This window comes from Mesorhizobium sp. P2_F8 (genome assembly GCF_056403655.1).
Map to the genome: position 1 here is coordinate 39,733 of NZ_JBFUFB010000019.1, position 19,065 is coordinate 58,797.

The following is a 19,065-nucleotide window of genomic DNA, read 5'->3' on the forward strand; positions in this document are numbered from 1 at the left end:
CCGTTTTGAGGCCGACATGCAGTTCATCGATCTTGGCGCGCAGCGCGAACGAATCCGCGACCGGCTGAAGGCCGCGATCGACCGTGTCGTCGAAGAAGGCCGCTATATACTCGGCCCGCAAGTCACCGAATTCGAGAACAAGCTCGCCGCCTATGTCGGCACCAAGCATGTCGTGGCCTGCGCCAACGGCACCGATGCGCTGCTGTTGCCGCTGTTTGCGGCCGGCGTCGGCCCGGGTGATGCGGTGTTCGTGCCAAGCTTCACTTTCGCCGCCACCGCCGAAGTGGTGGCCTTGGCCAAGGCGGAGCCGGTGTTCGTCGATGTCGACCCGCATAGCTACAACATCGACATTGCCAGCCTCGAGGCAGCCATCGCCATGATCAAGAAGGAAGGCCGGCTGAAGCCTAAGGCGATTATTCCCGTCGACCTGTTCGGCCTTGCCGCCGACTACGATGCCATCATGGCGATCGCCAACCGCGAAGGGCTGATGGTGATCGAGGATGCCGCCCAGTCGATGGGCGGGTCAAGCGACGGCAAGATGTGCGGCTCGTTCGGCGCGGTTGGCTCGACCAGCTTCTACCCGGCAAAGCCGCTCGGCTGCTATGGCGACGGCGGCGCGATGTTCACCAATGACGATGCGCTGGCCGAACAGCTCAGGTCGTTCGCCTTCCACGGCAAGGGCGAGACGCAGTACGACAATGTCCGTGTCGGCATCAATTCGCGGCTCGACACCCTACAGGCGGCGATCCTGATCGAGAAGCTGGCCATCCTCGAAGACGAGATGGTGGCCCGCCAGGTGGTGGCCAACCGCTACGCCGAAGGGCTTGGCGATATCGTCACCGCGGCCCGCAATCTGGACGGCAGCCGGTCGGCCTGGGCACAGTATGCGATCGAGACGCCCAAGCGTGACGGGCTGAAGGCGCATCTCGGCGAAAAGGGCATTCCGTCGGTCATCTATTATGTGAAGCCGCTGCATACCCAAGTCGCCTATCGCGACTACCCGCGCACGCCGACCGGCCTTGCCGTGTCGGAGGACCTGCCGAAGCGGATCCTGTGCCTGCCGATGCACCCCTATCTCGGCGAAGCCGACCAAGACCGGATCATCGAGACGATCCGCAACTATATCGGCTCGAATTCGGCGCAGGCCGCAGCCGAGTAAGCTGCCGGCCCGCCTCAGTTGCGGCTGGCCTCGCCTGCCCTGCTGCTGGCGCCAACCTTGCCACTGGCAATGAAATGCGGATTGGCGAAATCCTCGTCATCGCTCTGCTTGCGCTTGCCGTAGACCAGGGGCTGGCCGTCCAGCGTGCGCGTCATGCCGCCGGCCGCGCGCAGCACGGCATCGCCCGCCGCCGTGTCCCATTCCATGGTGCGGCCGAAGCGCGGATAGACATCCGCTTCGGCGCTGGCAAGAAGGCAGAACTTCAAGGACGAGCCGACCGAGACGATCTCGGCAGCACCGAGGTCGCGAATATAGGCCTCGGTTTCCGGCGTGTTGTGGGAGCGGCTGGCGACGACGGCCAATGGTTCCACGGCCGTCCGCACCGAGATCGGCCGGCGGCCTGTGATCCGGTAGTCGTTGTCGACCTCGATCGCTTCCGCCCTGCCAGGCCGGCCCGAAAAAAAACGGCCGCTGCATGGAGCGAAGACGACACCGACTTCCGGTACGCCATGGCGGACCAGCGCGATGTTGACGGTGAAATCTGTACGGCGGTTGACGAATTCCTTGGTGCCGTCGAGCGGATCGATAAGAAAGAAGGCGCCATGCAGGTCCGGCGGCACTATGCCGGCGGATGCTTCCTCCTCGGCCACGCACGGGATGTCGGGAAATGCGGCGCGCAGCCCGGCGAGAATGATCTTCTCGCTCCCACGGTCCGCCTCGGTCACCGGCGAGGCGTCGGACTTGCGGTCGACCGCGCAGCCGGCATGGAAGACACGCATGACCTCGCGGCCGGCGGCCAGGGCCAGCCGCTCGAAGATTTCGAGCATCAGCCTGTCGTCAGATGCCGCCGCCGTTGTCGTATTGGTCTTCGGCAATGTCGCGCTCGTTCAGCCAGTGTTCCAGGGCGTCTACCATCTGTTCGGCCGATTTGCCGAGCGTCTGCAGATGGATTTCCGGTTTTTCCGGCGCTTCGTAGGGTGAATCCACGCCAGTGAAGTTCTTGATCTCGCCATTCAGCGCGCGGGCATAGAGGCCCTTCGGATCGCGCCTGGCGCATTCCTCGAAGGGCGTGTCGACAAACACCTCGATGAATTCGCCGTCGGCCATCAATTCGCGCGCCATGCGCCGCTCGGCGCTGAACGGCGAAATGAACGAGACAATGACAATCAATCCGGCATCGGCCATCAAACGCGCCACTTCGGCGACGCGGCGGATGTTCTCGACACGATCGGCGTCGGTGAAACCAAGATCGCGGTTGAGACCATGACGGACGTTGTCGCCATCCAGGATATAGGTATGGCGGCCGGTGGCGAACAGCTTCTTTTCGAACAGGTTGGCGATGGTCGACTTGCCGGAGCCCGACAGTCCGGTGAACCAGAACACCGCGGGCCGCTGGTTCTTCATGTCGGCACGGACGCGCTTGCCGACATCGAGCGATTGCCAATGGATGTTCTCGGCCCGGCGCAGCGAGTGCAGGATCATGCCGGCGCCGACCGTGGCGTTGCTGATGCGGTCGATCAGGATGAAGGCGCCGGTGGTGCGGTTCTCGGCGAAGGTATCGAAGGCGATCGGCGTCCGCGTCGAGATGTTGCAGATGCCGACTTCGTTCATGTCAAGCGACTTGGCCGCCTCATGGGCGAAGTCGTTGACGTTGATCCGGTACTTCAGGTCGGTGACGGTGGCGCTGGTCTGATCGGTCTCGGTGCGCAGGATGTAGGAGCGGCCGGGCAGCAGCGCATGCTCGTCGAACCAGACGATGTTGGCGGCGAACTGGTCGGCGACCTGCGGCCGTGCGGCCGGCGAAACCAGCATGTTGCCGCGCGAGATCTCGACCTCGTCGTCAAGGACGAGCGTTATGGCCTGGCCGGCGGCCGCCTGGGCCAGGTCGCCGCCATAGGAGACGATCCGCTTGACGCGCGAGGATTTGCCGGACTTGGCGACGACGACCTCGTCACCGGGTGCAACCGAACCGGACGCGATCGTGCCGGCAAAGCCGCGAAAGTCGAGATTGGGGCGGTTGACATACTGGACCGGGAAACGGAACGGCAGTTCGACCACCGCTTCCTCGACCGAGACGGTTTCGAGATGCTCGATCAGCGTCGGACCAGAATACCATGCCATGCTGTCCGAGCGGCTGGTGACGTTGTCGCCGTAGCGGGCTGACATCGGGATCGGCACGATGGTCTGGAAGCCGAGATCGCGCGAGAATTGCCCGTAGGCCTCGGTGATGCGTTCGAAGACCGCCTGGTCGAACCCGACGAGATCGATCTTGTTGACCGCCAGCACGATGTGCCGGATGCCGAGCAGCGAGGCGATGATCGAGTGACGTCTCGTCTGCGGCAATACCCCTTGCCGGGCATCGATCAGCACGATCGCCAGGTCGGCGGTCGAGGCGCCGGTCGCCATGTTGCGCGTGTATTGTTCGTGGCCGGGCGTGTCGGCAACGATGAACTTGCGTTTCGGCGTGGCGAAGAAGCGGTAGGCGACGTCGATGGTGATGCCTTGCTCGCGCTCGGCCTCGAGACCATCAACCAGGAGGGCGAAATCGATGTCGTCGCCGGTCGTGCCGTGTTTGCGCGAATCGCGTTCGAGCGCGGCGAGCTGGTCTTCGAAAATCTGCTTGGTGTCCGACAGCAGGCGCCCGATCAGCGTCGACTTGCCGTCATCGACCGAACCGCAGGTCAGGAAACGCAGCAGCGACTTCTTCTCCTGCGCCGCCAGGTAGTCGCGGACGCCGTCGGTGGGTGCGAGGCTCTTTGCCATGATGTGGCGCATGGTCAGAAATACCCCTCGCGCTTCTTCTTTTCCATAGAGCCGGCTTCATCGCGGTCTATCAGGCGACCCTGCCGTTCGGAGGTGCGCGCGGTCAGCATTTCGCCGACGATGGCTTCCAGCGTGTCAGCATCCGATTCGATGGCGCCGGTCAGCGGATAGCAGCCGAGCGTGCGGAACCGCACAAGCCGGTTCTCCACCGTCTCGCCGGGACGCAGTTTCATGCGCTCGTCGTCCCGCAGGATCAGCATGCCGTCGCGCTCGACCACCGGCCGCTGCTTGGCGAAATAGAGCGGCACGATCGGGATGTTTTCCTGCAGAATATACTGCCAGATGTCGAGCTCGGTCCAATTCGACAGTGGGAAGACGCGGATCGATTCACCCGATGCGATGCGGGTGTTGAATATCTTCCACATCTCGGGCCGCTGGTTCTTCGGGTCCCACACGTGCTGCGCGTTGCGGAAGGAGAATATGCGCTCCTTGGCGCGCGATTTCTCCTCGTCGCGACGGGCGCCGCCAAAGGCCGCGTCGAAACCGTATTTGTCGAGCGCCTGGCGCAACGCCACGGTCTTCATCACATGGGTATGCGTGTTCGAACCGTGATCGAATGGATTGATGTTGTCGCGCACGCCGTCTTCGTTGACATGAACCAGCAGATCGAAACCGAGTTTCTGCGCCATCTGATCGCGAAAGGCGATCATCTCGCGGAATTTCCACGTCGTGTCGACGTGAAGGAAAGGGAACGGCGGCTTGGCGGGATAAAACGCCTTCATCGCCAGATGCATCAGCACCGAAGAGTCCTTGCCGACGGAATAGAGCATGACCGGCTTGGCAAAGGCGGCCGCAACCTCGCGGAAGATATGGATGGACTCGGCTTCAAGCCGTTGAAGATGCGTAAGTGCAATGGTCATGGACTGTAAGCGTTCTTTCGTGCCTTCCGACAGAAGACCTTGCCTCAAATCATCGGGCTTTTTGCGCCCGGTTCAAGCCTTGCTTCTGGACAATCTCTCTCGTGCCGGCGTTCTAGCAGATCGCCGTCGGAGAGAACAATGCTGGACTGGCCCCACGGCGCACGGTTCGGGAATGAATTTTCCATGGCCGCGGCAAAACCCGGAAATTCCTGCTCACAGGGCGAGCCGCCAGGAAAAGCGAGGGAAAATATTGCCTGGCTGAAGATGCAAATTGCTACGTGATAGCCTCACCCAGGCCATCGTCTGTGGCCATCGATTTCTGGCGCCAATCCCACCTTGCCGCACTATCGAAAAAACGGCCAAGCCGCTATACCGGCTGCTGAAGACGAGCACGAAGCATGATGGAACACGTGCAATTTCGAGGCGATATCCGTTGCCGCTGACGACACCTATCGCTCCCAGAGAATTGTGACCTAGAGCATTGAACCGGTTTTCATCGATAAGACAGCAATTCACTGCCTCGCGGGTGAATGTCTACTTCTCCATCCTTTGCTTCTTTTTTCCACCGGTTCTGGGATCGTTGGTCAGTTTTGTGTTCAATGGCGGAGCCCTCGCCTCCCTCGCGCTGATTGCCGCTGGGAAAAGGCGCTTCAACATCGACCGGCCCATGATCTGGCTGACGGTCGCGATCTATGCCTATTGCGCGGCCAATATCATGGCTTCCATCGTCAACAATGCGTTGGTCAGAGATGCGCCACACCTGATCCCGCTCGTTACCTTCCTGTTTTTCCCAATCTCCTATTCGACCTGGAGCATCACGCAGAAAGCCACGCTTGCGCGTACTATCGTGCTCAGCAGCATGGCCGCCTGTTTTGTCGCGCTGCTGATGGCTGTCATCCAGCAATACTGGATTGGGGTCAGGGCCGAGGGCGGGGCCGGCAATCCGATCGTCTTCGCAACCGTCGTCTGCCTTGCCGTGGTGGTCTGCGTGGCCGGTGCCTTGTCAGGCATAGAGCGAGCCCGGAACCCCCTCTTCTACGCCGCACTGGCCGGGACGATCGCCATCATCTATTCCGGTTCGCGTATTGTCTGGCTGGCGCTGCTGATTGCCGGCATCGCTGTTCTTTTGATCAACCATCAGAGGCTCAGAGGCAGGAATGCCGTTCGCGTGCTGCTGCTGCTGACGGCAGTCGGTGTCGTGATCGCGGCTTTCGGCTCCCAGGCGATATCCGGGCGCGTCGACTTTCTGCGCTCCGATTGGGATGCGCTTGGCACCCACGACAACTACGACACCTCGTTGGGAATACGTGTTGCCCTTTGGGACATCGGCCTCAAGGCATTCCATGACATGCCGGTGTTCGGACATGGTGTGGGCGCGAGCCAGCTTTTGATCAAGCAGGGCTTTCATGACCAGTTCGCAATGGACACAGGCTTCAACCATTTCCACAACGGCTTCCTGACCGCCCTGGTGCAAGCAGGAATTCTGGGCGCCATCACGCTGGCGGCGATCTTTGTCTTTGCCGCTGGAAATGCCGTCCGGGTCTTGCGAAACAGCAGCGATCCGGTCGAACGGTTCGGCGCGACCATGATTGTCATCGTCGTGATCACCTATCTCACAGCCGGGATGACAGGCATCCTGATCGGCCATGACATTCTGGACTCGGTGCTGATGGTCTTCCTGGTGTGCGGGACATATCTTGCCTCCGGACGTCAGGCTCCGTTGGCGGAAGGGCAAGCACTTCCACCAGAGGTGGAAGGGCAGGCGCTTCCACAAGCCACCCAAGAGCTGTCGCGAGCAAGGCAATGAAAGTCTTGGTGACAGGTGCGACGGGTTTCATCGGACGTCTTGTCGTGCACCACCTTCGCGACGCCGGCGCCGAGCTTCGCCTCGCCTCCCGTCACCCGGAGAGGCTGGGTTCGGGAAGCGAAGCTGTGGCTATGCCCGGTTTCGACGCGCCGGCCGCGGCCTTCCTGGCGCTGACCAGGGATGTGACCCATGTCGTCCATTGCGCCGGCCTCAACAATGATCAGGGCGACGCCACCGAAGCCGATTATCGGGCGGCCAATGTGGAATTGAGCGCGCGGCTGGCGCAGGCAGCGGCCGCGCAGGTCAGCGGACGTTTCATCCACCTCTCGTCGATCCGCGCCGTGATCGGCGCTCGCGCCAGCGCAACGATCGACGAGAACACGCTTCCTGCCCCGCAATGCGTCTATGGGCGCTCGAAGCGCGAAGCCGAAATCAAGGTTCTGAGCGCCTATGCGTCGCACGGCCGTTCCGATGCCGCCGTGTTGCGCCTGCCTCCGGTCTATGGAAGCGGCATGAGGGGAAACCTGGCGACGCTGATGCGCCTGGCCGATACGGCGCTGCCGCTGCCGACAGGCGCCTTGGCGGGAATCCGCTCGCTGATGTCCTCCGAAGCCGCGGCGCGAGCCGTGTCGCACCTGCTGAGCCATTCGGAACCGCTTCGCCCGATCTATGTCGGCGCTGATGTGCCACCGGTCACGGTCGCTGCCGTCATTGCCGCCTTTCGCAGGGGTTTCGGACGTCCGACGCGCCTGATCACGGTGCCGGCCGGCCTGATGCGGCCGGCCGCGGCCGTGCTGGGCAAGCGGGCGTTTTGGGACGGCATGACCGCGACGCAGATATGCGATCCTTCGCTGCTGATATCGCAGGGCTGGGCACCGGAAACCGGTACGCTGGAGCGGCTGGCCGAACTTGCGCGGCTCCATGAACGTCGACCTCTCGCTTGACCATGATCTCGTCCCAAACCCGGCTTCCGGTTTTGGGATCATGGCCTGCTCAGCTTCGATAGAGCGTTCCAAACAGGATCCGAAGGTCGAGCCAGAACGATGCTGTGCTGAGATAGGCGGCATCCGTTTTGGCCAAAAGCTCGGGGTTCGACATGTCGATGCCCCTGATCTGGGCGAGACCCGTTATGCCTGGAAGTGCCGCCAAGACCCCTAGTCGCCTGCGACACTCGATCAATTCCGTTTGCGTCGGCAGACAGGGACGCGGCCCAACCAGGCTCATCTCGCCCTTCAGAACGTTCCAGAACTGGGGCAACTCGTCGAGCTTGAATTTCCGCAAGACCTTGCCAACCGAGGTGACGGAATTCGTAGGCGCCTCGTGCGTGGGCAATGACGGCGTTCCAACATACATCGTGCGCAATTTGTGACAGCGAAAAAGCAGGCCGTCGCGACCGACCCGCGTCTGCGAAAAAATGGCCGGACCGGGTGATGATGCGCGAACGGCAAGGAAGGCAAGCACCAGAACAGGCGATGTGACCACCAGCAGCAGAGCCGCGCCGGCAAGATCGAAAATTTGCTTGGTTGCCTTCATGAACGGCCGATAGCGCTCCCTGCCAAAGCCCCGAGACAACGCCGCAGACGAAGCCGGTCAATACGGTCGACGTAGCATGAGGTCATCTCCTGGCCAAGCACACCATGCAGCCGTTCGATGCTCAGATGCGACCCAGGATGAATGCGAGATAGAGCCCCAAGGTGCCGGCAAGGGTCTGCCGATAGACACCGCTTTTGCGCAAGCCGTCCAAACGCTGGAAAAGATTGCCCTGCCGCCCTTTTGTGAACAGGTCGACGCAAGCCGCTGCATCCTCGGTCAGCAGGTCGCGGTTAACGGCAAGTCCGTCAAGATTGCGATCCGTCCAGCCGGCAAAGTCGCCCTTGAACAGACGGCCAAGCCGGGAAACCCTCGCCCTCCACGATACGTTGGCGCCAACCAGGTTTGCTGCATGTTGGCGGTAGCGCACCAGCGGCTGCGGATCGTAGCGGACGATCCCGCCGGCGGCGGTCACGATGAGATAGGCCCACCAGTCGTGGCTGACGAATTCGGTTTGCGCTGAGGCCCTGGCCAGCAGGTCGCGGGCCGCGGCGTTGAGCAGGATGGTGTTGCCGCCGGCGATGCTTTGCACAAGCGCGTTGCGAAAGGATGGCGACCGGCGAAACAGCGGCGAATGGCCGACGAGGCTTCCGGATTCGGTCATGGTCGCGGTTCGCGAGCAAAACATCAGCGGGATTTTTGCGTCATAAGCCTGCATCCAGCGGACAGCGCTCTCCAGCCGGTCGGGCTCCCAGATATCGTCCTGGTCACAGAAGGCATAGCAGTCCGCATCGATACGCCGATCAAGGATCATCGACCGGAAATTGGGGGCGAAGCCTTGCCGCGGCCCTTCCACCAGGGTCACTCGACCCTTGGGCCAGCGGGATTTCCACGTCTCGATGATGGCGATCGTGTCATCGACGGAGCCATCGTCGGAGATCCACAGGTCGATCAGAGGGTGCGACTGCGCGAGCACGGATTGCAGTTGCTCATCGATGAAGGCGGCGCCGTCTTTCGTGCCCATCAGGACTGCGATGCGCGGATCTTCTTTGCTCACGAGCTTCAAACACCCTGCAAATGCCTGGGAATGGCTAGAGCGGCTCATCGTCTCACGGAAACGCAGAACCGCTCAATCTCTTGTTTCGACGCAATTCCGGACGGAAAACCGTTTTCACACTTTTCCTGGAATTGCTCTAGGTTTGTCCAATCCACGATCAAGATCGCTTCTGGATCGGGTTAGGTCGCTTGGCGGGCCGTTTTCGGGATCACGGCCTGATGGATGCTCCCCCTGGCCTTCTTGGCCTGGTCAAGGCCTGCCAGCACGGCCAGCGCAGCATCCTTGTCCTGATTCTTGACCGACTGCTGCAGCGCTGCCAGCGCGGCCTGGACATCCGACCATTCCACGACATCCGTGCTCAGGCCAAAGATCTTCGAAATGCCGAGCTCGACGAGTTCCTCATCCTCGCCATGCAGCATTTCGTGAAGTTTCTCGCCCGGCCTTATACCGGTGAACCGGATCGGGATGTCCGTGTAAGGGCTCTTTCCGGACAGGCGGATCATTGTTTCGGCCACTTCAAGGATCGGCACCGGCTTGCCCATGTCGAGCATATAGACGGCATAATCGTCCCCGCTTTGCCGCGATGCGGCATCGGCGGCCGACATGATGACGAGATCGACGGCTTCGGCCACTGTCATGAAATAGCGTGTCATGCGCCGGTCCGTGATGGTGACCGGCCCTCCGGCCTCGATCTGCGCCTGGAATATGGTCGCCACCGAACCGTTGCTGCCAAAGACATTGCCGAAGCGAACGGCCACGAACTTGGTGACCGAACGACGCGCGCCCGGCTCGCTGGCTGGGGGCCCATGCAAGGCGCTGATGATCTGTTCGGCAGCCCGCTTTGTCACGCCAAGCACCGATGAGGGATCCACCGCCTTGTCGCTCGATATCAGGACAAACTGGGCAACCCCGCATTCGGCGGCGACTTCGGCACAGACAAGCGTGCCGAAGACATTGGTCTGGATGGCCGAATCCCAGTTTTCCTCGAGCAGCGGAACATGCTTGAGCGCCGCGGCGTGAAAGACGATGTCCGGTCTGAATTCCGTGACGACACGCGTTATCTGGCGCCGATCCGCGACATCGACGATGCGGACCTTGAGGCGGTCGTGGTCCTTCTCGTCAATGTACTGGCTCAACTGGAAGATGCCGAACTCGGAGTTGTCGGCGACGAGCACCGCCTCCGCCCCCAGTTCCAACGACCGTTTGACCAATGTTCGGCCGATCGACCCGGCACCGCCCGTCACCAGAACGCGCTTGCCGCCAATAAAGGTCCCGATACGCTCGACATCGGAAGGCACTGTCGGGCGGCGTAGGATCGTTTCCATCTCGACCGCGTCGAGAACCAGTTTTCCCTGCTGTTCCAGTTCCGAAAGACCTGAGAACTGCACCACACTTATGTCGCCATGCCGGGCGACGCGGACGAGTTCCGAATACTCCTCGATCTCGTGCTCGGCGCCACTGCCGAAAATCAGCAAGTCCAGGCTTTCGGTGCCTGTCGCATAGTCTTCCAGGACGTCGATCAGCCGCGGTCGGGTCGCCACCACGGGAACACCTTGAATCCGCGTGCCCAATTGTACGGCGCGCTCGGTCGCCATGATCCCGGCGATGGAATAGTCCGCCGGCTCCGCCGTGCGCGTGAAGCGAATGATCAGGTCGGCTTCGCCGAGTCGGCCAACGAACAACGCCTGCTTGGCCTGCGTCTTGCCGGTCTTGGTGCTCAGAATGCCCCAGCTCGCGCCGTCACGCAGGAAGCGGTAGAACAGCCGGGGCGCCGATATGATCGTGAAGGAGACGAGGAAGAAGACGATGAACTGACGCTCGTTGAGCCCCTGCACAGGCTGGAAGGAACGAGCCAGCATCGACGTGGCGTACAGAGCCAACGTCAAAATCGCGCAGCTCTTCAGGATATTGAAAAAGTCGGGCGTCGAAGCGAAGCGCCAGACGGTCTTGTAGAGACCACAATATCTGAACAGGAGATGGCTGATGACGACAATGCCGCCCCAGGTTCCCAAACCCTGGTTGGAGAGCGGATCGAACGAAAGATTCGACCGCGAAAGCACAAGGCTGAGCGCCACGGCGACCAGGACCATGACCACGTCCTGGACCATGATGAAGGCGCGCCGCATTTCCGGCCTGAGTCCGAATACAGCTTCGAGGTAAGAATTCATTGGACTGCACTAGACTCCAGGCTCACGGACATCAACATCACCAAGGTGCGAGCACGAATATGCTTCGTGGCCGATCGCTCTTTCAAAGTGCTATCCCTGGCCCCTGCCCTGTTGTATCGCATACTGCGGCCTCGAAGTCATAGCTAGATGTTTTTTCAAGAGAGCGCGAGGGCAAGCGATCGGACCCGACGCCCAACTCGCGACATTAAAACGCAGTGCGTTGCCATAAGCACGTCGCAATGGCTATTAAGAGCTCCGTGGTGGTTCGTCACGGGCCTTGAAGCGATGAAGCGCCGGAAAAACCAAGCGCTGGAAAAAAGCAGATTGCGATACTCCCAACGATGATTGCGGCACTAAACGGCGCTTTTGACGATATCTCCAAGGCCGTGCGGTTGCACCGGGTCTGGGTCGCGCTCGCCCATGAGGACATCGGCGACCAGCACCGGCGCACGACCCTGGGTCCGCTTTGGATGCTGGTCAATTATTTTGCTTTCGTCGGCACATTTGTCTTCGTTTTCGTGACCAAGGACGCCAGCGATCCAAGCTACATAGCCTATGTCGCCATCGGCATGCTGGTGTGGTTCTACCTCACCGAAACCATCACCATGAGCGTGTCACTCTTCCAGCGCGAAGCGAGCTTCATTCAAGGCACGACGCTGCCGTTGTTCGTGTATGTGATGCGATTGACGATGCAATGCATCATCCGGGCTGGTTATTCGTTGGCGGGTTGCGTTCTTATTCTGCTGCTGGCCGGTTACGGAATCAACTCAAACTGGCTGCTGTCGTTGCTGGGTCTGTTGCTCATCGTCGTGGCAACGCCTGCACTTGTCACGGTTTTTGCGTTCTTGGGTGCGTTCTTTCCCGATAGCGAGTTCATCGTCGGGAACCTGATGCGGGTGGGCATGTTCTTGACGCCGGTCTTCTGGGTCTACAGCGGGCAAGAGGGCGTTCAAAAATACGCCTATCATTGGAACCCGTTCACCTACTTCCTGGAGGGCGTGCGTGAGCCGATCACGGCGGGCATCTTTCCGACGCATGCGTTGACGGTGACAGGCTACGTTTGTCTCGGCGTCTGGGCCCTTGCGTTGCTGCTGCTGGGCCTTTATCGCAAGCGCATCGTTTTCCTGATCTGAGTTCCATGACCTCCATCAAACTGAACAATGTCAGCCTCGTTTATCGCCTGTTCGAAAAGTTGACGCTTTCGGCGCCTGGCCGGCGTCGGAGCGCGCTCGGCGGCAACATATCGAAGTCGGGCACCAAGCAGGTCGTGCAGGCGCTCGACGATGTCAGTTTCGAACTCAAGGCGGGCGACCGGTTGGGGCTCGTCGGTCCGAATGGCTCCGGCAAGACCACGCTGCTCAAGGTTCTCTATGGAATCTACCAGCCATCGGGCGGCACGATATCGATCGCGGGCAAGGTCGATGCCTTGTTCAACATCAGCATAGGGTTTCGTCCAGAGGCCACCGGGCGCAGAAACATCGTGCTGAGGGGGCTGATCAGCGGTTGGACGCTGGCCGAGATCGAAGAGAAGATGGAAGAAATAATCGATTTCAGCGAGCTGGGCGATTTCATCGACCTGCCGTTCAAGGCTTACAGCCAGGGCATGGCGGCACGGCTGGCATTTGCAGCGGCGACCGCGCTCGAACCTGAAATTCTGCTGATGGATGAATGGATTGGCGCCGGCGACGCGTCATTCCAGGAAAAAGCCAAGCGACGCATGGACGAGTTGGCGGAAAAGGCCGGCATCATCGTGCTGGCCAGCCACGACGAGTCGCTCATCCAGCGCGTTTGCACGAAGAAGATGACGCTTCGAGCTGGCCGGGTAGAGTCGCTGACTTAACAGCGCCTCGCGATTGATTGGCCTCCTATCCTCGGGTGCCGAAACCTCAAATGGGATATCGCCTGAGCGAAATTCGCCTTAGGTCGCCTGGAGCCTTTCCCGAGTGAATTGGCCATGGGGTGAGCTTAGTTTGTCGCGCCGCGACCAAGCGTGATCATCCTTCGCAGACCGCGGTAGATCGGCCTGAGGATCCTGAACGCAGTTGGCGATGTGGTCACGATCGATCTCTTGATCGAGAAGAGAAGGCCACGAAAGGACCTTGCCACTCCCAAGTTTCCGAATTCCGCTGGCGCTCCGTCCGCTAACAATGCCTGCAATTTGGCTTCCAACATGACGTAGTTGTGAGCCGCATTCCTCGCGGTCACCACATGCCGGAAGGTGTATCCGGCGTCGATTGCGACATAGGCAATGATCCGCTCTATGGCGTGGACCAAACTCCCATCCCGATAATCCATGTTGGCGAAGTCGTCCCAGGTCCACTTATGTTCGAAAAGCTTCCTGAGAGCGGCAGGACGAAACCAGTACATTCCACCGTAAGGAGCCACCGGCGAATTGGCATCCAGGTGCACGATCAGATTCAGCTGTTTGGCTATCTTTTGGACGTTGTCCTTGTTGCCAAACCATGAGTTTCCAATGGTCGGGTAGCCGATATGAATCATTGGCGGCATGACAAGACCAAGCGCTGGGTTGTTGGCAAAAAGCTCGAGCAAATTCGAGACATACCCAGGCGTATGAAGAAGGTTTTCAAGGGTGTGAAGCTTGAACAGTTCCCCCTTTGCGCCGTCTTGGGAAGATTGCTTGGAATGTATCCGGCAGATCAGGTCGTAACGGTCCTCAAGCACGAAATCGCGGCACCCGATGAGGAGAGCAGAGGTATCCCTGCCGTCGTTCTCGACAACCAGAACGACGGCATTTCCAACGTTCGGCACCTTTGCGATTGCTTGCTGGATCAACGCCTGCTTGTTTGCATTGTCGGTCGTGATGATCAGGTCGTAACCCTTCGGCACGTTTTCGGTGTAGCCTAGAATCTCGTCGATCATGTCGACGTGATATACGTGCGCGAGAACCGCTATCCGATAGTCGTCCCAGTTCCTTTGCGGACCGACCTGTACATCCGGCAGGACGGAGAGCAACGCAGCGTTGCCATTTAGCGTACGAGGCGAGCCTAGGCGGCCAACGCTCTTCCATATCAGCGACAGATCATAATCGGATTGGTTCTCTATGATCTCCAGCGCGCGCGGCAGATTGATGGCCTCGCGCTCAAGGAACAGCGTGTCATGAAAAAACAGCCGCTTCTTCAGGATCGGGCTGCGATCCTCCAGCGTTTTGTCCGGCTCCATCAGCACTGGATATGACGTCTTGTATCGTGCGGGATCGAGCAAAACCGAACAGGCATAGCCCAGGGCCTGGAAATGCCCTGTGAACACCGTCTCATGCTTCGCGATTGAGTCCATGTAGGAGTTGATGGGCCCCATCTGGGTCCAATAATCCCGAAACGCCTTTGACTGATGCAGGGACCGCCGCACCGCGATGAAATGGGAGTTGAGATGGAAGGGCAGCTCCGCTTTTCTGACGTCGATCGGATTGGGCCTCATCGCCCCGTGAGCGGAGATCCCCCAGAAATCACACTGACGCTGGTCCATCTCCGAGAACATTTCCGAGAAAGGGAAAATCGGCCCGTAGAAGGTGTGGTTGAAGAGCAAGATCTCGTCGAAGTTCGAAAGTTCGTCCCACCCGATATGTTCGAGCGCAGTCCGATAGGCCCACACATCGAACCCTTTGTTTTCCCTGATCAGGAAGCTGTCGGCGGCCTCGGAAAGGCGAGATTCGGCCTCTTTGTCCACCGGACCGTTGCAAACCACCAAAACCTTCTCAACAAAAGGTTTGATCGATGCAATCAGGTGAAAATAATACTCATCTATCTTGCCGTGCTGGTCGTAGTAAAATGCGATAGCCAGACGCCTCATCGACGTATCTCTCTTTGGTGCATATAGCACTTGAAATTGGAGCGCCCCGATACCGGATCGAAAGAGGCGTTGGCCGCATCCTGCCACCCAGGCGTCATCGAGGGATGATGTCTCCGGGTCGTCTCGTCGAAGTCCGTGATATGGGCGCTATCCTGCAGAGGACATCAGGTGCACGCATTAGACCATTCGATGCCGATAAAAAAGGCCGGAGGGACGCGATCCTGTCCGGCGCCGACATGCGGCGTGCCAAATGACCCCACACATCAGCCATGCAGAAGGTAACCGGAGTTACCTCCAAAGAAGCCTTGGGAATGGACAAGCGGCCTACCCCCTTGAAGACTCAGCGAGAACCGGCTCCCCCGTTGCAAGCGCGCCGACGTTTTTGCGGCCGGCGACCCGAGACGAAAAGCGCTTGCCCCATTTGTTGACTGGATCTTCAACGAAATAATTGAGCAGGAAGGCAGACGGGATTACCAAGGCTAAAGTCATCGTCAGACTGAGTATGAAAGCAATCGTTGGACTCTCGACCATCCCCTGGATCGACCTCATGGTCGGAATGAGCACGACGATAAAAATGCTGTGAAGCAGATAGACCGAGTAACTGATTCTCCCCAGCCATGCCGAAACAGGATTGACGATGACAGCAACGGGGAGAAGGCCAAGCCCGACCACCAACGCACCAAACATCACCCCTTCCCAATAATACTTGTCGAATATCGCAACCTTATTTGCGGTGATTGCAAAAAACATCACAGGCACAAACGTCAGTAGAGCCAACCCTATCTGCTTCCTTTCCGGACGCTTTTCCAATATCGGCAACAAATAGAAAGCGATAAGGCCTAATGTAAAAATTGGAGCGCGATAAAGAATTGAATACAGATAGTAATTGAATGGATCAGCAACAAATAGATTTATATTCATAAAGAAAAGGGTGGCTATGCATATAGAAACAAAAAATACCGAAACCGACAGAATTACACCTTTAGAAAACCGATACAACAAGGGGAATATCATGTAAAATACCATTTCCACGCCAACCGTCCAACCCGCAGGAACAATGGACGTCTGGTAGCCTGGAACCAGATTAAATAGAAATGTCATATTCAATAGGATCGATTTGCCGTCGATCTTTACGCCGCTGAAATTGTGAATGCACATGACCAGGATCATCAAGTAAAATAGGGGAGCAATCCTAAAAAAACGGCGAAGCGCGAACCCCAGAATCGGTCGAACTTCCCGATCATGAACCGGCATACTGAGGCAGAGTGAAAACGCACTCACCACGAAAAACAGTTCCACTCCCATGGTGCCGTTTACGACAAACAGATCGAGAAACGGTGCAACTTGAAGTCGCGGAGATGGAAGCATCGCTACGTGCACAACGACGACCCAAATGGCTGCCAGCCCACGCAAGGCGTCCAAGAAGGGCACCCGATTTGGAGCTGCGTTGTACCTGCCTGCCAATTTAGGACCTCACGGAGATTTTAGCAGCACCCCTACTTGGAACAAGGCGGCTACGCAACCTGTCGGCTTTGCGAGGGGCATCGGCAAAGGCGCTACGTCAAGGCCGGCGCCACCATCGACACCGGGAGGACTATGACTATCGGCGGACAGCATACCATTGGCAGCGGTCAAATCTGTTCCGGCGCCTTCGGCCCCAGCCGCCGCTCTAAGATTGCGCGAAATTCAAAAGGTGCGGCGTGGCATTGACTTGCTGCATGTCCAGGCCAATGAGACCGAGATTGGCAAGTGCCCCTATTGCGGATCGGAACATCGGGGCGTGAATTGCCTAGCGTGCGCATCAATGTAGGCTGCAGGAAAAGCGCTACTCTTTTCGCTACAGAAGTACGCCGAGAATTGGCTTCAGGACCGCCCTTATGCCGCGATAGAACGGTCTGAGTATTCTGAACAAGATAGGCGATCTGAACTTCAGAGAGCTCTTGATGGCGAAATTGAGTCTGGCCAGAGCGTGTTTCACTGACGTCTGCGGCCCTGACATCAGCGCCGTCTGCGTCGCTGGCGTCATTGGAATCTGCATCGTTGACGCCCCCAAGGGATAACCGGCGTTCTTCCACTCAGACAAAAGATGAGCATGCCACGGGAAGTCGTGGAGTGGCAGCATGCCGACAAGCCTTTGCATCTTGAACTCCAGCATGGAGTAGTTGTGCGCCACCTGATGCGCGCACATAATGTGCTGCGTGGTAAATCCGGCATCCTGAGCAGAGTAGGTGATCAGCCGCTCCAGCACGTGAGCCAAGCCTCCGTCAATATGATCGGGCTCGGCATTGAACTCTTCCCATTTCCATTTGTGTTCGAACATTTTGCGCAGCGCGCGCGGCCGGAACCAGAACATGGTGCCATAGGCTGCCACCGGAGTGGTGTCATCGAATTTGACGTCGATGTTCAACAGGCGCGCCGTTTCCTCGGCCCTAGGCTTGTTGACAAACCACGAGTGCCCCATGGTCGGGTACGAGATATGAAAGATCGGCGGAATGGCGACGCCGACTGAAGGATTGTCGTGAAACATGTCCAAAACATTCTGCACGTAACCCCGGGTATTCAGCAGATTGTCGAGCATGTGCCGCTTGAACAGATTGCCTCTCGACGACTGAACTTGAGGCGATTTTTTTGTATGCAAACGACAGACAAGGTCGTAGCGATCGTCGATGAACAGATCTCGGAACGAGATGAAAAGCGACGACATGTCACGGCCGCGGTTCTGTTCGACAACGCGAACGATGGCCTTCTTCACGCCAGGGCGCTTTGCCAAGGCGGCTTCGATCTCGGCCTTCTTTTCCGGCGTATTCGTGGTGGCAATGAAGTCGTAGGGAACCGGAATGTTCTCGGTCAGCGCCAGCAACTCGTCGAGCAACTCGGTGTAGTAAATATGCGCGCAGACGGCCACCTTGCCGTAGTCGGCAGCAGCGTCGTCATCCTTGATCCGCTTGTCCGGCAGGACGCTCATCAGCGCCGCGTTGCTGTTGAGGTTCCTCAATTCCGAAACGCGCAGAACGTTGCGCCAAATCAAATTAACGTCGTAGTCGGATGTCTCTTTAAGTATCCGCAAAGCGCGCGGCAGATCGACGGCATTGTGCTCCAGAAAAGTCGGATCGTGAAAAAACGTTCGCCGCTTTAGCAGGGGGAAGCGGTTGATGATTGTTTCGTCGACGTTGATGAACGCCGGATAGTGCGAGCCATACTGATCCGGATCAACATATGCTTCTGCGGAATAGCCAAGGTCTGTAAAATGCTTGGTAAACTGCGACTCATGAAGCAGAACAGCATCGGTGTAGGTTTTTATCTCCGGCAGGTTCTCCCAATATCTCTTGAAGGCGCGCGACTTCAGCATCTCGTTGCGAATTGCAATGAAGTTTGCCGTGAGATGACGGGGCAGATGGCCTGTCCCGGTAAATGGGTTTGGCGTCATTTCCCGATGGGCAGAAGCGCCCCAGAAATCAGTGTTCCGCCCTTCCATTTCCGAAAACATTTCTGAAAAGGGGAAAAGAGGTCCGTAGCAAGTATCGTTCAGCAGGATAAGTTCGTCATACTTGGAAAGCTCATCAAAGCCGATGGCTTCGATTCCGGCCTTGTATCCACCGACATCAAATCCCTCGTTCTTACGAATCAGGAGCTGATCACACACTTTTGCAACCGCGACTTCAGAATGTTTTGAAAGATTGCCGTTGGAGACAACGACAATTCTTTCAACCAGTTCTCTCAGTTTGGTCAGTAAAAATATGACATACTCGTCCGCGATGCCGCGTTCGTTATACAGAGAAAACACCGCAACACGACGCAATACAGAGCTCATTCGTCGTCCCCTCAAGAAATCCAGATTTTCCAAACCAGCAGGG

The 19,065-nt window shown here is 58.5% G+C and carries 15 protein-coding genes; 6 read left to right on the plus strand and 9 right to left on the minus strand.

What is annotated here, in order from left to right:
- Positions 1-16: 16 nt before the first annotated feature.
- Positions 17-1,159, plus strand: coding sequence for a DegT/DnrJ/EryC1/StrS family aminotransferase (locus AC1DZP_RS31195; protein WP_477226146.1), 1,143 nt, complete (start codon positions 17-19; stop codon positions 1,157-1,159).
- Positions 1,160-1,173: 14 nt separating this feature from the next.
- Here AC1DZP_RS31195 and cysQ read toward each other — a convergent pair whose 3' ends face one another.
- Genes cysQ through cysD form a run of 3 tightly spaced genes read right to left on the minus strand, consistent with a single transcriptional unit; the run spans position 1,174 to position 4,842 of the window.
- Complete coding sequence (gene cysQ, locus AC1DZP_RS31200; protein WP_477307720.1) at positions 1,174-1,986, minus strand: 3'(2'),5'-bisphosphate nucleotidase CysQ; 813 nt, start codon at positions 1,984-1,986, stop codon at positions 1,174-1,176.
- Between the two features lie 10 nt (positions 1,987-1,996).
- Positions 1,997-3,934: a sulfate adenylyltransferase subunit CysN gene (gene cysN, locus AC1DZP_RS31205; protein WP_457151336.1), complete on the minus strand. Its 1,938-nt coding sequence runs from the start codon at positions 3,932-3,934 to the stop codon at positions 1,997-1,999.
- Between the two features lie 2 nt (positions 3,935-3,936).
- A complete protein-coding gene (cysD, locus tag AC1DZP_RS31210; protein WP_095089719.1) occupies positions 3,937-4,842 on the minus strand; it encodes a sulfate adenylyltransferase subunit CysD in 906 nt (301 codons plus the stop codon).
- Between the two features lie 138 nt (positions 4,843-4,980).
- On the opposite strand from cysD, the gene AC1DZP_RS31215 reads away from it, so the two are divergent.
- The 3 genes from AC1DZP_RS31215 to AC1DZP_RS31225 all read left to right on the plus strand — a co-directional run bounded on the left by AC1DZP_RS31215 (position 4,981) and on the right by AC1DZP_RS31225 (position 7,593).
- Positions 4,981-5,124 (plus strand): hypothetical protein, encoded by a 144-nt coding sequence (locus AC1DZP_RS31215; protein ID WP_477307669.1) that lies wholly within the window; start codon positions 4,981-4,983, stop codon positions 5,122-5,124.
- A gap of 199 nt (positions 5,125-5,323) precedes the next feature.
- Positions 5,324-6,649 (plus strand): O-antigen ligase family protein, encoded by a 1,326-nt coding sequence (locus AC1DZP_RS31220; protein ID WP_477307671.1) that lies wholly within the window; start codon positions 5,324-5,326, stop codon positions 6,647-6,649.
- On the plus strand, positions 6,646-7,593 hold the full coding sequence (locus AC1DZP_RS31225; RefSeq protein WP_477307672.1) for an NAD-dependent epimerase/dehydratase family protein: 948 nt from the start codon (positions 6,646-6,648) through the stop codon (positions 7,591-7,593). The genes AC1DZP_RS31220 and AC1DZP_RS31225 overlap by 4 nt, the downstream gene beginning before the upstream one ends.
- A 49-nt stretch (positions 7,594-7,642) precedes the next feature.
- Here AC1DZP_RS31225 and AC1DZP_RS31230 read toward each other — a convergent pair whose 3' ends face one another.
- The 3 genes from AC1DZP_RS31230 to AC1DZP_RS31240 all read right to left on the minus strand — a co-directional run bounded on the left by AC1DZP_RS31230 (position 7,643) and on the right by AC1DZP_RS31240 (position 11,404).
- A complete protein-coding gene (locus AC1DZP_RS31230; protein ID WP_477307674.1) occupies positions 7,643-8,182 on the minus strand; it encodes a sugar transferase in 540 nt (179 codons plus the stop codon).
- Positions 8,183-8,303: 121 nt separating this feature from the next.
- Entirely contained in the window at positions 8,304-9,236 is a 933-nt protein-coding gene (locus tag AC1DZP_RS31235; RefSeq protein ID WP_477307676.1) for a glycosyltransferase family 2 protein, read from the minus strand.
- A 179-nt stretch (positions 9,237-9,415) separates the two neighbouring features.
- Positions 9,416-11,404, minus strand: coding sequence for an SDR family NAD(P)-dependent oxidoreductase (locus tag AC1DZP_RS31240; RefSeq protein ID WP_477307678.1), 1,989 nt, complete (start codon positions 11,402-11,404; stop codon positions 9,416-9,418).
- Between the two features lie 341 nt (positions 11,405-11,745).
- Between AC1DZP_RS31240 and AC1DZP_RS31245 the strand changes: the two genes are divergently transcribed.
- Together AC1DZP_RS31245 and AC1DZP_RS31250 are read left to right on the plus strand one after the other, a co-directional pair.
- Positions 11,746-12,537 (plus strand): ABC transporter permease, encoded by a 792-nt coding sequence (locus AC1DZP_RS31245; protein WP_095089707.1) that lies wholly within the window; start codon positions 11,746-11,748, stop codon positions 12,535-12,537.
- A gap of 5 nt (positions 12,538-12,542) precedes the next feature.
- Positions 12,543-13,244, plus strand: coding sequence for an ABC transporter ATP-binding protein (locus AC1DZP_RS31250; protein WP_477307680.1), 702 nt, complete (start codon positions 12,543-12,545; stop codon positions 13,242-13,244).
- Positions 13,245-13,369: 125 nt separating this feature from the next.
- Here AC1DZP_RS31250 and AC1DZP_RS31255 read toward each other — a convergent pair whose 3' ends face one another.
- From AC1DZP_RS31255 to AC1DZP_RS31265, 3 genes are all read right to left on the minus strand, one after another.
- Positions 13,370-15,211: a rhamnan synthesis F family protein gene (locus AC1DZP_RS31255; RefSeq protein ID WP_477307682.1), complete on the minus strand. Its 1,842-nt coding sequence runs from the start codon at positions 15,209-15,211 to the stop codon at positions 13,370-13,372.
- Positions 15,212-15,535: 324 nt separating this feature from the next.
- Positions 15,536-16,633: an acyltransferase family protein gene (locus AC1DZP_RS31260; RefSeq protein ID WP_477307684.1), complete on the minus strand. Its 1,098-nt coding sequence runs from the start codon at positions 16,631-16,633 to the stop codon at positions 15,536-15,538.
- 415 nt (positions 16,634-17,048) lie between these two features.
- Positions 17,049-19,022: a rhamnan synthesis F family protein gene (locus AC1DZP_RS31265; protein WP_477307686.1), complete on the minus strand. Its 1,974-nt coding sequence runs from the start codon at positions 19,020-19,022 to the stop codon at positions 17,049-17,051.
- Positions 19,023-19,065 lie beyond the last annotated feature (43 nt).